Below are 12,994 nucleotides of genomic sequence, written 5' to 3'. Positions count from 1 at the left end.
AGCCATGGGCATGATGGACGGCAAGATCTGTATCGTAACCGGCGCGGCCGGCAGCATTGGCTTGGCCAGTGCGAAGGATTTTCTGCGTGAAGGCGCCCGCGTCACGCTGGTCGACCGCGAGGCGGCGGCGCTGGACAAGGCGGTGGCTGCTCTGGGCGCGCCGGCGGATCGTGTGGCGACCTGTGCGGCCGATGTGGCTGACAGCGCAGCGACGCAGGGGTATATCGGCGCGACCGTGCAGCGCTGGGGGAAAATCGACGTGCTGTTCAGCAATGCCGGAATCAGCGGCGTGATCAGGCCGGTGACGGATTATCCGGAAGATGTGTTCGATGCGGTAATGGCCGTGAACGTACGAGCCTCGTTCTTGGCCTGCAAATACGGCCTGCCGCAGATGAATGACGGCGGCAGTATTCTGATCACCGCCAGCGTGGTCGGCGTGACCAGCGATCCCGGCATCTGTGCCTATGCCACATCCAAGCATGCGGTGATCGGTCTGATGCGCACGGTGGCCAAGGAGGCCGCGCCGCGCCGCATCCGGTGCAACGTGATTGCGCCGGGGCCGATTGACAACGGCTTCCAGCTCGATATCGAGAAGGGCATCACCGCAGCGACTGGTCGCGACGGCACCAAGCTGCTGGACAGCATCATTCCGCTTGGCCGCCACGGGCAGGCTGAAGAGATTGCTCGCGCCGTGATGTTCCTCGCCTCCGACCAGAGCAGCTTCACCACCGGCAGCGTGCTGATGGCGGATGGCGGAATGCATATCTGAATTTCAACCCCGCAAGACAGGATTGCCCCATGCCCGAACTTGCCACTACCGAATTCTGGAAAGACCTCAAGCCGATCGCCAAGGTGTTTCGACCCGATGCGTTGCCCGAGGTCTATACAAAGAACGCCCCGACCGATGACGAGCGCCTCTACGTGCCCTTCACCGATACCGTGTCGTCCCGGCCGTTATGGATTTCGCCATCGCAGAACAAGTGGTGCGACATCCTGATGGCGAAAAGCGCCGGCCTGGTGAACCGCCATTATCATCCGCATGAAGTCTTTGCCTACACGATCTCGGGCAAGTGGGGCTATCTGGAGCATGACTGGACGGCGACGGCGGGCGATTTTGTCTACGAGACGCCGGGCGAGGGCCATACGCTGGTGGCCTATGAACACAAGGATCCGATGAAGGTTTTCTTCACCGTGACCGGACCGCTGATCTGGCTGGACGAGAACGGCGGCTCTGTCGGCCATTTCGATGTGCACGACTATATCGCGCTCTGTCGTGACCACTACGAAAAGGTGGGGATCGGTGCGGCCTTCGTGGACACACTGTTCCGCTGAGTGTCGCGGCGAAGACTAACGCCGGGACTAGTCGTGCTGACCGGAAACGCTGCGCAGGATAGCGTCGGCCGGCTGAATTTTGACATTGGGGATGTCGTCAATCTCGGCCAGTGTCTGCATCATGAAGCGGATGAGCTCGATGGCCGCAGGGGTCAGGCTGCGCCCGCGACGCTTCACGATGTAAAGTTCGCGCTCGATCTTGGGGCGGGTGAGGGGGCGGAATACCAGGGTCTTTGAGACGATCGGGCGGGCGACCAGTTCGGGGATTGTCGCGATTCCCATGCCGTTCTCGATCAGCGCGCCGAGCGCGAAGATGCTGCTGACCTCGCAGACCGGCGGTTCGAGCTGGGCTGAAACGCTCTTGTGCTGGTCCATGATCTCGCGCGAGGAGGCGCCCTGCGCCATGCTGACCAGCGGTTGCTTGCGCAGATCGGCCCAGGAGAGCGGACCGGCGATCTTCATCAGCGGGTGCTTTGCCGGGCAGACGACGCCGAAGCGGTCTTCCAGCAGGGCATGCGATTCCAGCGACTGCACCGGCTTCCAGACATGGGTGATGCCGAAGTCGATCTCTTCCTCCAGCACGCGGCGGGCCAGATTTTCCGGGGTATTGAGCAGCTTGATGTGGATGCCGGGATATTTCCGAGTCAGCGCCGCCACCGTCGGCGCCAGGATGCAGCACAGGAAGGAAGCCGACGCTGCCACCACCACAGTACCCTTCTGCCGCTCGGCGATGGCGCTGAGATCCTGCAGGGCGCGCGACAGGTCATCCAGCAGCCGCTCTGCTGTCGGCAGGAAGGCGTTGGCGTGGGTGGTGAGCTGCACCGAGCGCGTCGAGCGGTCAAACAGCTTCAGCCGGATTTCCTGCTCCAGCTGCCGCACCGCGATGGTCAGCGCCGACTGCGACAGGCCCAGCTGGCTCGCCGCCCGGGTGAAGTTCTTCTCGCGGGCGACGGTGATGAAGGCACGGAGCTGTTTGATCGTGATGTTTTTCATTAATAAACCTCATCAATACATTACAATAATATAATTGTTATATTTCATTCTGTGTACTAGCGTTTTGCCGGACGCCCATTTTGCTTCGAGGGAAATGCAGGATCATGGCAGGCCGGGACCCGCAGCCGGACGCAGTGCCGCGCACCCTGTTCGACAAGATCTGGGCGAGGCATGTCATCCATGAGCAGGAGGGCGGGCCGTCGCTGTTGTATGTGGATCGCCATATCGTCCATGACGGTTCGTTCCATGCCTTCGAGATGCTGCGGAACAAGCAGCTGAGCGTATTGCGGCCACGCCAGACCTTTGCCACCCCGGACCATTACGTTTCGACCCGGGGTGCCGCCTCACCGATCCAGCCGACGCCGGAAGTTGCCCGCATGCTCGGGATTTTCGAGCAGAACATGAACGACAGCGGCGTCCGGACTTTCCCGCTGGGTGACCCGCGGCAGGGTATCGTGCATGTCGTGGGGCCGGAGCAGGGCATCACCCTGCCGGGCCTGCTGCTGGTCTGCGGCGACAGCCATACCTCCACCCATGGCGGCCTGGGGGCCTTTTCCTTCGGTATCGGCCAGTCGGAAAATGCCCATGTGCTGGCGACCCAGACGCTCTGGCAGCAGCGACCGCAGCGCATGCGCATCACCGTAGACGGCGCGCTGGCGCCGTGGATTGCCTCCAAGGACCTGATCCTGGCCATCATCGGCAAGATCGGCACCGCCGGCGCCGTTGGCTATGTCGTCGAATATGCGGGCTCGGGCATCCGCGGCCTGTCAGTGGAGCAGCGGCTGACGGTCTGCAACATGTCGATCGAGGCGGGCGCACGCGCCGGTATGATCGCGCCCGACGACACCGTCTATGACTACCTGCATGGCCGGCCCTACAGCCCATCCGAGGCCCTGTGGGATCATGCGGTCGATTGCTGGCGCACGCTGCCGACCGACGATGGCGCGGTGTTCGACCGCGAGGTCACGCTGGATGCGACCTCGATCGCACCGATGGTGACCTGGGGCACCACGCCGGAAGATGTGCTGCCGATCGATGGCATTGTTCCTGATCCCGCTGCCGAAACCGATACAGCCCGGCGCGACCATATCAGGACGAGCCTCGACTATATGGGCCTGACGCCAGGAGAGAGATTGACGGATATCCCGATCGATGTGGTTTTCATTGGTTCCTGTACCAATGGCCGCATTGAGGATCTGCGCAGCGCGGCTCACATCCTGAAGGGCAGCAATGTCATCGTGCCGATGATCGTGGTGCCCGGCTCGGGTCTGGTGAAGGCACAGGCCGAGGCGGAGGGGTTGGACCAGGTCTTTCGCAATGCCGGCGCCGAATGGCGCGAACCGGGCTGTTCCATGTGCGTGGGCATGAATGGCGATACCGTCGGCAAGGGCAAGCGCAGTGCCTCCACGTCCAATCGTAACTTCGCCGGCCGCCAGGGCGTGGGCGCGCGTACGCATCTGGTCAGTCCCGCCATGGCCGCCGCTGCCGCAATCACCGGCAAGCTGACCGATATCCGCCGGTTGGGGAAATAGGCATGGACCCGTTCACAAAGCTCACGGCTGTTGCCGTTCCCTATGACCAGGACAATGTCGACACCGATCAGATCATCCCGGCACGGTTTCTGAAATATCCGCGATCCGGCGGCTACGGCCAGTTCCTGTTCCATGACCTGCGTTTCAGCGAGTCAGGCGAACAGAAGCCCGATTTCGTACTGAATCAGCTCGCTTACGCAGCGGGCCGGATCATGATCGGGGGCAGCAATTTCGGCAGCGGCTCCTCGCGCGAGGGCGCGGTCTACGCCCTTTACGATTATGGCTTTCGCGCGGTGATTGCGCCCAGTTTTGGCCAGATCTTCCACAATAACTGCTTCAAGAACGGCATTCTGCCGGTCCGCCTGCCGGTTCCGGTGGTACGAGAGATCATGCAGCATGTGGAGCAGACGCCCGGCGGCAGTCTGACGGTCGACCTTGAGCGGAATACCATCGCGCTGTCCGATGGCCGCGAGATCGCCTTCAGGGTCGACGCCTTCTGGCGTGAAGCGCTGCTGAAGGGTGTGGATGAAATCGGCCTGACCAAGAGCTATGCCGAGAAGATCGCGACTTTCGAAGCACAATACTTTTCGGATTTTGCGTGGATCAAATAAACGGGATTCTATCTTCGCCGTGCCTGTGAAGATAGCTTATCCGTCATTGGCCGCAGTTGCTGAAGCATTTGGAGAGACACATGGAAACATCGAACAAGACGGCGCGCGAACTCTTTGAAGCGGCCAAAGCCAATCCGACCCGCCGCCGTTTCGGTTTCGGTCGCAAGCCCGCATTGATCAATGTCGACCTGCAGAATGCCTATACCCGCGTTGGTGAATTCGCGACAGCCTACGAGACCGATCCGCGTCAGATCGAGCATGTGAACAGCCTGGCGCGTCTGTTCCGCGAGAAGGGTTGCCCCGTTGTCTGGACCTACGTGGCCTATATGGAATCGGGCGAAGACTGCGGCATCTGGGGCACCAGAACCAACACGCCGGATTCGCTGCAGAATATCAAGGTCGACTCGCGCCGCTCGCAATTCGACGAGCGCTGCGAGATCGATCATGTGCGCGACATCATCGTGAACAAGCGCATGGCCTCGGCTTTCTTCGAGACCAACCTGGGTTCGCTGTTCACCTTCCATAAGGTGGATACCGTGGTAGTGACCGGGGGGTCGACCTCGGGCTGTGTCCGCGCCACCGTCGTGGACAGCCTGTCGCGCAGCTTCCGCACCGTAGTGCCGGAGGAATGCGTATCCGACAAACATGAGAGTCCGCATTTCGCCAACCTGTATGACATGTCGATCAAGTATGCGGATGTCATTCCGGTCGCCGAGGCCCTCGCCTTCATGCAGCAGTACAAGCCCGACGAGAAATAAGGCGCACCGCCATGCTCCGCGATCCCGGTCTCTATGACTATCTGCCCTACAGCGAGACGCGCCCGAAAATACGCTGGCCCAATGGCGCCCGCGTGGCCTTCTGGGTGGCGCCGAATATCGAGTTCTATGAAATCGATCCGCCGGTGAATCCGTCGCGGTCCGCCTGGGGGCGGCCGAAACCGGATGTCTCCGGCTATTCCTATCGCGACTACGGCAACCGCAGCGGCTTCTGGCGCATGCTGGAGGCGATGACCAAGCACAATATCCGTGGCAGCGTTTCGCTGAACGTGGCGATGTGCCAGCACTGCCCCGAGATCATCGAGGAATGCTCGAAAGCCGGCTGGGAATTCTACAGCCACGGCACCTACAACACGCGCTACCTGATGAATATGAGCGAGGAGCAGGAGCGGGCGGTCATCCAGGACTCGATCGACACGATCCGCACCTACACGAACCAGAAACTCGATGGCTGGCTGGCGCCGGCGCTGACCTATACCGACCGCACGATGGAACTGGTGGCGGAAATGGGCCTCAGCTACGTCTGCGACCTGTTTCATGACGATCAGCCCTGCCCGCTGAAGGTCCGGAACGGCAAGCTGATCGCTCTGCCGTATTCGCTCGAGATGAACGATGTGATTGCCTACAACGTCAACCTGGTGAGTCCGCGTCACTATGGTGAAATCATCAAGGCCCAGTTCGACCGGCTGTATCAGGAGGGTGAGCAGTCGGGCACCGTGATGTGCATCCCGCTGCATCCTTACCTGGTCGGCTGGCCGTACCGGATCAAGGCTTTCGAGGAAGCGCTGGCCTATATCGCTGGCCATGACAAGGTGTGGTTCGCCACCGGCCGCGAGATCGCGCAGCATTTCATCGCAAACCACTACGACGACTTTGCCCGGGCTTCGCAGCCGGTGGGAGACGCGCCATGACCCTGCCGCCGGATTACCTCAAATACGAAAATCGCCGCTATGGCATGGACCACGACCGCTACGACTGGTCGATCCTGCCGCGACGCAAGCCGGTGGAATGGCCGGGCGGGGCCAGGGTGGCGCTGTTCATCCTGCCGGCGCTGGAATGGTTTCCGCTGAACATGTCGAACAAGCCCTTCGCGCCTCCTGGCGCGATGGCGACGGCTTATCCGGACCTGCGCCACTATACGCTGCGCGACTACGGCAACCGCGTCGGCATTTACCGGCTGATGCAGGTGCTGGACCAGCGCAAGCTGAAAGCCACCGCCGCGATCAACGCGGCTGTAGCCGTACGCTATCCCTCGCTGGTCAAGGATATTCTGAAGCGGGACTGGGAAGTCATCGCTCATGGTGTCGATATGGACCATCTGCATCATGGCGGCCTGGACCCGGCTGTAGAGGCCGGCCATGTCGACGCTGCACTGAAGGTGATCGGTGAGGCGACGGGCAAGGCATCGCGCGGCTGGCTGTCGCCGGCCAAGTCCGAATCCTTTGCTACGCCCGATCTGCTGAGCGCCCACAAGGTCGAGTATGTCTGCGACTGGGACAACGACGACATGCCCTATGCCATGAAGACGGCGTCGGGGCCGCTTTACTGCATGCCGCATTCTCCGGACGTGGATGATTTCAGCATTCTGATCAAGAACCATCACACCGAGCGGGAATTCACCGAGCAGGTGATCGACCAGTTCGACGTCCTCTACGAGGAGGCGGCAAAGCAGGGCGGGCGCATCATGTCGATCGCCCTGCGCCCCTGGGTGATCGGCCAGCCATATCGCATCGCCGCCCTTGAAGCGGCACTGGATCACATCCTGAAGCATAAAGGCGTGTGGGCGGCGACCGGTTCGGAAATCCTCGACGCCTGGAAGACGCAGCAGTGACGCACGACGGGATCTGAGCCATGGACTTTGCTGTCACGGAGGCTTGGGCCCTGATCCTGGAGACGGTCGACCGCTTCATGGCACGGAATTTTCTGCCGTCTGACAAATCTGCGGGATGAGATGGCGGAGAGGGTGGGATTCGAACCCACGGTACGCTTGCACGCACAACGGTTTTCGAGACCGTCCCGATCGACCACTCTGGCACCTCTCCGCGAGGACCGGCTGGATGGTGAAGACCACGGCCGGAGGTCGAAAACGGCGCGGACCATAACCGATGCCACCCCCGCCCGCAAGGCTCCGACCGGGTGGGGAAGATAATGATCCATCAATAGCTTAAGGCAGGCCGAACGGTTCGGCCTTGTCATCCTTGCGGGCTTGACCGAGACTGGTGCCGAGACAGTGTCCGGGCTGCGGATTCACCGTATCCAGAAGACGCTGCGACGGGAGGCCGCCATGGGTTCTGGCTTCAGCACCCGACCATACTGCCGTCCCGGATTTGCCGGGTTCCGCGGCCTGAAGCACCCTGTTGCCGACATTCTGTCCAAGGACATCTAACGCATCCGAGAAACGACTGCGCCACCAGGCGCCAAGCCAAGGAGGAAACCAGCATGACCGTTGCGCATATCCTCAAGGACAAGACCGGCAGCGTGGTTCACGCCAAGCCCGGGGACACGATCGAATCGGTCTGCCAGATGCTGGCAGACAAAGGCATCGGTGCCGTGCTGGTGCTGCGACCCGATGGCGGCATTGCCGGAATTCTGTCGGAGCGCGATATCGTGCGCGGCCTGGCGATGATCGGCGTCGATCTGTTGCAGCAGAGCGCCGATACGATCATGACCAAGAATGTCATGGTCTGCTCCAGCCGCGACACCATCGAAGATGTCATGCATCTGATGACCAAGCGGCGCATCCGTCATCTGCCGGTGGTGGATAACGGCCGCCTGACCGGCATGATCTCCATCGGTGATGTGGTGAAACGGCGCATTGCCGCCACCCAGATGGAAGCCGAAGCCTTGCGGCAGTACATCGCCACCGGCTGAACTCTGCCCTATATAGGGAGCCATGACTCGCCATCTGACAGACTTCCTGGTCGCCCCGGACCCGCTGAACCCCGCCCTGACCGAGACGGTGCAGGGTATCGACCATGACGGCCGGCCCGTCGAGACCAAGGTGCCGGTCGAACGCCCCCTGACGCTGTTCCTGAACGGGCAGGAGATCGTCACCATGATGACGATCGGCGACTACCCCGATTATCTGGCACTGGGCTATCTGATCAATCAGCGCATGCTTTTGCCCGATGATGAGGTCACCGGTATCGATTTCGATCCCGAGATCGAGACCATCGTGGTCCGTACGGCCCGGCGCACCGATTACGAGGAGCGTCTGAAGAAGAAGACCCAGACTTCGGGTTGCGCCCAGGGCACGGTCTTCGGCAACATGATGGATGCGGTGGAAAGCGTGAGGCTGGATCCGCAGGCGGAATTGCGCACATCCTGGATCTATGCCCTGTCGAAAAAGATCAACCTGCAGCCGTCGCTGTATCTCGAGGCCGGCGCCATTCATGGCTGCGTGCTTTGCGAGGGCGACCGGCCGTTGATCTATATGGAGGATGTCGGTCGGCATAATGCGATCGACAAGATCGCCGGCTACATGCGCGTGCATGGCGTTTCGGCGGCAGGCAAAAGCATGTACACCACCGGCCGGCTGACCTCGGAAATGGTGATCAAGACCGCGCAGATGGGCATTCCGATCCTCATCAGCCGTTCGGGCTTCACCGCCTGGGGCGTGCAGTTGGCGCGCCAGATCGGCATGACTCTGATCGGCCGTGCCAAGGGCAAACGCTTTGTGGCGCTGGCCGGTGCCGAACGCCTGCGCTTCGATGCCGATCCTGCCGCCGTTGCGGAAGAGGGGGCGCGGTCGCAGCGCAAGGGCGGCCGCGACGACGAGGCGGCATAATGGCAACCGTTCTGGGCGTTGTGCTGGCCGGCGGTCTCGCCCGCCGGATGGGCGGCGGTGACAAAAGCCTGCAGTCGCTGGCGGGGCGTCCGATCCTGTCTCATATCCTTGATCGTTTTGCGCCGCAGGTCGATGGCGTGGTGCTGAATGCGAATGGTGACCCGGCGCGGTTTGCCGGCTTTGGCTTGCCGGTTGCCGGCGATGCGGTCGATGGCTTTGTCGGGCCGCTGGCCGGGGTGCTCTCGGGCCTGGCCTGGGCCAAGGCAAACCGTCCGGATATCGCCGATATCGTTACTGTGCCCGGCGACGGACCGTTCCTGCCGCGCGATCTGGTGGCGCACATGCTGGCGGCACGCGAAGAAGCGGGCGCCGATCTGGCCTGCGCGGCCTCCGATGGCCAGGCCTATCCGGTGATCGGCCTTTGGCCGGTGCGGCTGTTCGATGATCTGCATCATGCCGTGACGGTGGAGGATATCCGCAAGGTCGACCGCTGGACGGGACGCCACAAGCTGGTGCAGGTTGATTTTGCGGCGGATCTGGTCGATCCCTTTTTCAACGCCAATACACCGGAAGACCTGGCCGAAGCCGAACGGCTGCTGACGATACTGGGAGAGCGGACATGACTCCGGCTGACTGGCCGAATGTTCCACCGGGCTACACGCTGCGCCTTTGCGCGGCCGATGCCTTTGCCACGGCCTGCAAGGCGGCCGACGATGGCGCCGAGGACGGCCTGCTGCTCTGGATCAACCGCACGGATCGTTGCGAGGCGGCGCTGTTGCTGCGTCCGCTCGATCCCGTGCAGCCGGCGCTGACCCTCGCCTATGTCGGACTGCTCGGGCTGCATGACGGCCTGGCCGGACTGGCGCCGGCTGAAACGCCGGCCAGCATCGCCTGGCCCGACCGTCTGCTGGTCAACGAGGCCTGTGTCGGCGGCGTGCGTATCGGCTATGGCCCGTTGGTGGAAAAGGAAGGCATGGCCGATGTGCCCGACTGGCTGGTCATCGGCATCACGGTGCAGATGGTGCCGCCCGGCGAAGAGGATGATGCCCCGGGTGTGGAGCTTGAATATACCAACCTGCATGAGGAGGGCTGCGGCGAGATCACCGTGCCCAGATTGATCGAATCCTTTACGCGCCATACGCTGCACTGGCTGGATCGCTGGCAGGAGGAAGGCTTCGAGCCGGTCCGCCGCGCCGTACTGCACGACCTGAACGACAAGGCGCTGCAGGTGGAAGCCAATGGCGACGTCTGGCGGCAGGACGGCGCGACGAAAGCCTGGCGGACTCTGCGCGACGCGTTGCGCCAGCCCAGCTGGGCGTTGCCCGAACACCTGGTGCGGCCGTCATGAAGCTGCTGCGTGCCATCCGGTTCGATGACTCGGATCAGCGGGTCTTCACGGCCGCAGCCGAGCCCGGCGAATGGGCCGTGCCGGGCACCTTCGCCTTTGCCGATGCCGATCCGGAGAGTCTCAGCCGGCAGGAGCGCCAGGCTTTTGCCAATGGCTTTCTGGGTCTGGGCAGCTTCGGCTGGTCCACCCTGGTCACGGTATCGACGATCACCGCCGAGGAGTATGCCGCCGTCATCGAAGCCCTTGCGCAGCACCTGGTCGAAGAATACGGCGCGCCGAGCCATGCTGAGGCGCGGGCGGCGGCAAAGGAAGAGATCGACTATACCGCTTCGCTCAGCGAGCATCCGGTCAATACCCTGCTCAGCCTCAGCCGCTTCATGGATGGCGATGCCATCCGCGAGCAGTTCCGCATTGTATCGCCGCCGGGCGACAAACCGCATACCAAGATCTGGGAGATCGCACCGGATGCCTGATTTCTGGATCAGCAGTGGTTATGACCTGCTTGACCGCAATCCTGACGGTCGCCTGAGTATTGGCGAAGACTTCATCCGGGCCTATCTCAGCCGCCCGGAGATGCTGCCGCCTGACGAGGCCTGCGATGCCGAGCGTGCTCTGCATGCCGGATTGCTGGTAGCACCGTTGCGAACGGTCACGGTGACGGATCTTGGGGCGCTGGCCGATGCGGATGCGCGGCAGAATTACGAAATCTTCCTGCGCTTCCGCGACCATCTGGTCCGCAGCGGCAGCGTCGAGGCCGCCTATATGGGCCTGTTCCGCAAGGACGCGCCGGCCGTGCCGGCCATGTTCATGGATCATCTCGCCGCGGCGATCCTGCGCGATCTGCTGGATGGCAAGGAGGATGCCTTTCGCGCCCGCGCGGCAGAGCTGTTCTTCCGGGTGCAGAAAGTGACGCTGCGCGATGGCGCCATCCTGCTGGCCGATGAAGAGACGGTGGAAATGCTGGCGGCCAAGGATAGCTACGGTTCGCTTGGCGCCCTGGTCAGCCAAGCGGGTACGGCGCTGCGCAGCGTGGATATGGATATCCTGACCCGCGAAAATGCCGGGCAGTACTGGGCGCGCAGCGACCGCCATGATTTCGTCCTGGACTTCAGCTTCACCCGTCCGGGCCACGACGCCCTGGCACGGGTGATCGAGTTGTGGGTTGAGCGGTTGACCGGCGCCGCCGTGCAGGTCACGCCGGTGCAGACTATTCGCGACGAACGCTGGGTCTGGCATATCGGGCTGGATACGACAGCCAGCACGATTATGAACGCCCTGTATGAAGGGCAATCGGTCGATGAAGACCATCTCCGCCAGATTCTGGCCCTGTTTCGCCTGGAATTCCGCGATCCGTCGCTGATGCTGCCGCGGGTCGCCGGGCGCCCGGTCTATCTGGGCGTTGCCGTCGATCATCACGGCACGCTGCGGCTGAAGCCGCACAATCTTGTGGTGAACTTGCCGCTCAACACGGGAAGCTGAAGCATGACCGGTACTGTCAGACCGCCGGAAACCGAAAGCCTCCGGATCGGTGTGATCCTGGAGCGCCGCACGCTGGACAACCCCTGGATCGATCACAGCTGGCGTCCGGTGCAGGTACTGCCCGGCGTACCGGGCTCTGAGCCCTGGACCAGGCTGGCCGAGGGTGAGGGCTGGGTGCAGTACTATGCCGGCGAGGCCGAACTGGTGCTGTATCGGCATGAATCCGAAACCTACGCCTATAATATCGAAAGCGCGCAGCCGGCTGTGTGGGTCTTCCTGCGCAGCAGCGATTCCGCGCCTGGCATTGAACTGCACGGCGCCTCTGTCGATCCGGGCGAGGCGCATGCCCATAACGACACCGGCGACGACATCGTCGATTTTGTCGCCATGCCTGACGCCATCCTGGACTGGGTGACGGATTACGTGCAGCGCCATCCGCCGACCAAAGAGCACTACAAGCGCAAGCGTGATCGCGCCGATCCGGAAGCGCTGGCGCGCCGCACGCGCCTGTATGAATCCGATCCGTTGCGGCAGGTGCCGGAAGATGAGTAAACCGGACAAGCCGTCGCTTGATACCGCAGAAGAGGGTGGTTTCCTCTCGCGTTGGTCGCGTCGCAAAGCCGAGGCGCGCGAGGCAACAGTCGAGCCGAAGCCTGTCGCAGAACCAGTGGTCGACGAAGAGGCTGTATTCGATCCGGCCTCGCTGCCGCCGATCGAAAGCCTGACGGAACAGAGTGATTTCAGTGTCTTTCTGAAAAAAGGCGTGCCGACGGCCTTGCGCGCGGCTGCCCTGCGCAAGCTCTGGCTGATCGAGCCCAGCGTGGTGAATTACCAGCCGCTGGTCGAATACAACTGGGATTTTACGGCGCCCGGGTATGGCGACCTTTTGCCGACCGACGATGTGGCCAAGCTGGCGAAACAGATTTTCGCGGGCTACAGCCAGCAGCCAAAGACAGAACCGGTGGCAGAAAGTGCTGAAGAGCAGGCGCTGCCGAATGATAGCGCGCCGGAGCAACTGCCGGCTCCCGATGAGGCACCGCTCGCGTCACTTGTGCCAGACGAGAAGCCGCAGGCGCAGGAGCAGGAGAGCTCTGTGCCGCAGCGTCGCCGTCATGGCGGCGCCTTGCCGAGTTGAA

At 62.4% G+C, this 12,994-nt stretch carries 16 protein-coding genes and 1 tRNA gene; 15 read left to right on the top strand and 2 right to left on the bottom strand.

Features of this window, described 5'->3' with window-relative positions:
- The first annotated feature begins 4 nt into the window (after nucleotides 1-4).
- On the top strand, nucleotides 5-769 hold the full coding sequence (locus AC1ROT_RS04140) for an SDR family NAD(P)-dependent oxidoreductase (RefSeq protein WP_492997337.1): 765 nt from the start codon (nucleotides 5-7) through the stop codon (nucleotides 767-769).
- A gap of 29 nt (nucleotides 770-798) precedes the next feature.
- A complete protein-coding gene (locus tag AC1ROT_RS04135; RefSeq protein WP_492997335.1) occupies nucleotides 799-1,332 on the top strand; it encodes a 2,4'-dihydroxyacetophenone dioxygenase family protein in 534 nt (177 codons plus the stop codon).
- Between the two features lie 27 nt (nucleotides 1,333-1,359).
- Here the strand turns inward: AC1ROT_RS04135 and AC1ROT_RS04130 are convergent, their stop codons facing one another.
- On the bottom strand, nucleotides 1,360-2,325 hold the full coding sequence (locus AC1ROT_RS04130) for a LysR family transcriptional regulator (protein ID WP_492997333.1): 966 nt from the start codon (nucleotides 2,323-2,325) through the stop codon (nucleotides 1,360-1,362).
- Between the two features lie 104 nt (nucleotides 2,326-2,429).
- Between AC1ROT_RS04130 and leuC the strand changes: the two genes are divergently transcribed.
- The 5 genes from leuC (at nucleotide 2,430) to AC1ROT_RS04105 (ending at nucleotide 7,075) form a co-directional block, all read left to right on the top strand.
- Nucleotides 2,430-3,857 (top strand): 3-isopropylmalate dehydratase large subunit, encoded by a 1,428-nt coding sequence (leuC, locus tag AC1ROT_RS04125; RefSeq protein ID WP_492997330.1) that lies wholly within the window; start codon nucleotides 2,430-2,432, stop codon nucleotides 3,855-3,857.
- Between the two features lie 2 nt (nucleotides 3,858-3,859).
- The gene (gene leuD / locus AC1ROT_RS04120; protein ID WP_492997328.1) at nucleotides 3,860-4,468 is read left to right on the top strand and encodes a 3-isopropylmalate dehydratase small subunit; all 609 of its coding nucleotides are present in this window, start codon (nucleotides 3,860-3,862) and stop codon (nucleotides 4,466-4,468) included.
- 80 nt (nucleotides 4,469-4,548) lie between these two features.
- On the top strand, nucleotides 4,549-5,226 hold the full coding sequence (locus AC1ROT_RS04115; protein ID WP_492969904.1) for an isochorismatase family protein: 678 nt from the start codon (nucleotides 4,549-4,551) through the stop codon (nucleotides 5,224-5,226).
- Nucleotides 5,227-5,237: 11 nt separating this feature from the next.
- Nucleotides 5,238-6,155, top strand: a complete 918-nt coding sequence (locus AC1ROT_RS04110) for a polysaccharide deacetylase family protein (protein WP_492969905.1) — start codon at nucleotides 5,238-5,240, stop codon at nucleotides 6,153-6,155.
- Nucleotides 6,152-7,075: a polysaccharide deacetylase family protein gene (locus AC1ROT_RS04105; protein ID WP_492997326.1), complete on the top strand. Its 924-nt coding sequence runs from the start codon at nucleotides 6,152-6,154 to the stop codon at nucleotides 7,073-7,075. Before AC1ROT_RS04110 ends, AC1ROT_RS04105 begins: the two co-directional genes overlap by 4 nt.
- Before the next feature lie 121 nt (nucleotides 7,076-7,196).
- Here the strand turns inward: AC1ROT_RS04105 and AC1ROT_RS04100 are convergent.
- A tRNA-Ser gene (locus tag AC1ROT_RS04100) sits at nucleotides 7,197-7,286 on the bottom strand.
- 397 nt (nucleotides 7,287-7,683) lie between these two features.
- On the opposite strand from AC1ROT_RS04100, the gene AC1ROT_RS04095 reads away from it, so the two are divergent.
- From AC1ROT_RS04095 to AC1ROT_RS04060, 8 genes are read left to right on the top strand one after another with little or no spacing between them, the layout of a single operon-like run.
- Complete coding sequence (locus AC1ROT_RS04095; RefSeq protein ID WP_492997325.1) at nucleotides 7,684-8,115, top strand: CBS domain-containing protein; 432 nt, start codon at nucleotides 7,684-7,686, stop codon at nucleotides 8,113-8,115.
- A gap of 22 nt (nucleotides 8,116-8,137) precedes the next feature.
- Nucleotides 8,138-9,031 (top strand): formate dehydrogenase accessory sulfurtransferase FdhD, encoded by an 894-nt coding sequence (locus AC1ROT_RS04090; protein ID WP_492997323.1) that lies wholly within the window; start codon nucleotides 8,138-8,140, stop codon nucleotides 9,029-9,031.
- Nucleotides 9,031-9,654: a molybdenum cofactor guanylyltransferase MobA gene (mobA, locus tag AC1ROT_RS04085; protein ID WP_492997321.1), complete on the top strand. Its 624-nt coding sequence runs from the start codon at nucleotides 9,031-9,033 to the stop codon at nucleotides 9,652-9,654. The genes AC1ROT_RS04090 and mobA overlap by 1 nt, the downstream gene beginning before the upstream one ends.
- Nucleotides 9,651-10,379, top strand: coding sequence for a biotin/lipoate--protein ligase family protein (locus AC1ROT_RS04080; protein WP_492997319.1), 729 nt, complete (start codon nucleotides 9,651-9,653; stop codon nucleotides 10,377-10,379). Before mobA ends, AC1ROT_RS04080 begins: the two co-directional genes overlap by 4 nt.
- The gene (locus tag AC1ROT_RS04075; RefSeq protein WP_492969994.1) at nucleotides 10,376-10,852 is read left to right on the top strand and encodes a DUF6505 family protein; all 477 of its coding nucleotides are present in this window, start codon (nucleotides 10,376-10,378) and stop codon (nucleotides 10,850-10,852) included. Before AC1ROT_RS04080 ends, AC1ROT_RS04075 begins: the two co-directional genes overlap by 4 nt.
- Nucleotides 10,845-11,858 (top strand): DUF6352 family protein, encoded by a 1,014-nt coding sequence (locus tag AC1ROT_RS04070; RefSeq protein WP_492997317.1) that lies wholly within the window; start codon nucleotides 10,845-10,847, stop codon nucleotides 11,856-11,858. Before AC1ROT_RS04075 ends, AC1ROT_RS04070 begins: the two co-directional genes overlap by 8 nt.
- Nucleotides 11,859-11,861: 3 nt before the next feature.
- Nucleotides 11,862-12,410: a DUF3305 domain-containing protein gene (locus AC1ROT_RS04065; RefSeq protein WP_492969997.1), complete on the top strand. Its 549-nt coding sequence runs from the start codon at nucleotides 11,862-11,864 to the stop codon at nucleotides 12,408-12,410.
- The gene (locus AC1ROT_RS04060) at nucleotides 12,370-12,993 is read left to right on the top strand and encodes a DUF3306 domain-containing protein (protein ID WP_492997315.1); all 624 of its coding nucleotides are present in this window, start codon (nucleotides 12,370-12,372) and stop codon (nucleotides 12,991-12,993) included. Before AC1ROT_RS04065 ends, AC1ROT_RS04060 begins: the two co-directional genes overlap by 41 nt.
- Nucleotide 12,994 lies beyond the last annotated feature (1 nt).

The sequence above is a fragment of the Ferrovibrio sp. GW821-FHT12E11 genome, assembly GCF_058806975.1.
The sequence above is the reverse complement of the archived record's forward strand: the minus strand, read 5'-3'. Positions and strand labels throughout refer to the sequence as shown.

Coding starts and splice junctions, on each gene's coding strand:
- AC1ROT_RS04140 (WP_492997337.1), top strand. CDS start 5: ATGGGCATGATGGACGGCAAGATCTGTATCGTAACCGGCGCGGCCGGC.
- AC1ROT_RS04135 (WP_492997335.1), top strand. CDS start 799: ATGCCCGAACTTGCCACTACCGAATTCTGGAAAGACCTCAAGCCGATC.
- AC1ROT_RS04130 (WP_492997333.1), bottom strand. CDS start 2,325: ATGAAAAACATCACGATCAAACAGCTCCGTGCCTTCATCACCGTCGCC.
- leuC (WP_492997330.1), top strand. CDS start 2,430: ATGGCAGGCCGGGACCCGCAGCCGGACGCAGTGCCGCGCACCCTGTTC.
- leuD (WP_492997328.1), top strand. CDS start 3,860: ATGGACCCGTTCACAAAGCTCACGGCTGTTGCCGTTCCCTATGACCAG.
- AC1ROT_RS04115 (WP_492969904.1), top strand. CDS start 4,549: ATGGAAACATCGAACAAGACGGCGCGCGAACTCTTTGAAGCGGCCAAA.
- AC1ROT_RS04110 (WP_492969905.1), top strand. CDS start 5,238: ATGCTCCGCGATCCCGGTCTCTATGACTATCTGCCCTACAGCGAGACG.
- AC1ROT_RS04105 (WP_492997326.1), top strand. CDS start 6,152: ATGACCCTGCCGCCGGATTACCTCAAATACGAAAATCGCCGCTATGGC.
- AC1ROT_RS04095 (WP_492997325.1), top strand. CDS start 7,684: ATGACCGTTGCGCATATCCTCAAGGACAAGACCGGCAGCGTGGTTCAC.
- AC1ROT_RS04090 (WP_492997323.1), top strand. CDS start 8,138: ATGACTCGCCATCTGACAGACTTCCTGGTCGCCCCGGACCCGCTGAAC.
- mobA (WP_492997321.1), top strand. CDS start 9,031: ATGGCAACCGTTCTGGGCGTTGTGCTGGCCGGCGGTCTCGCCCGCCGG.
- AC1ROT_RS04080 (WP_492997319.1), top strand. CDS start 9,651: ATGACTCCGGCTGACTGGCCGAATGTTCCACCGGGCTACACGCTGCGC.
- AC1ROT_RS04075 (WP_492969994.1), top strand. CDS start 10,376: ATGAAGCTGCTGCGTGCCATCCGGTTCGATGACTCGGATCAGCGGGTC.
- AC1ROT_RS04070 (WP_492997317.1), top strand. CDS start 10,845: ATGCCTGATTTCTGGATCAGCAGTGGTTATGACCTGCTTGACCGCAAT.
- AC1ROT_RS04065 (WP_492969997.1), top strand. CDS start 11,862: ATGACCGGTACTGTCAGACCGCCGGAAACCGAAAGCCTCCGGATCGGT.
- AC1ROT_RS04060 (WP_492997315.1), top strand. CDS start 12,370: ATGAATCCGATCCGTTGCGGCAGGTGCCGGAAGATGAGTAAACCGGAC.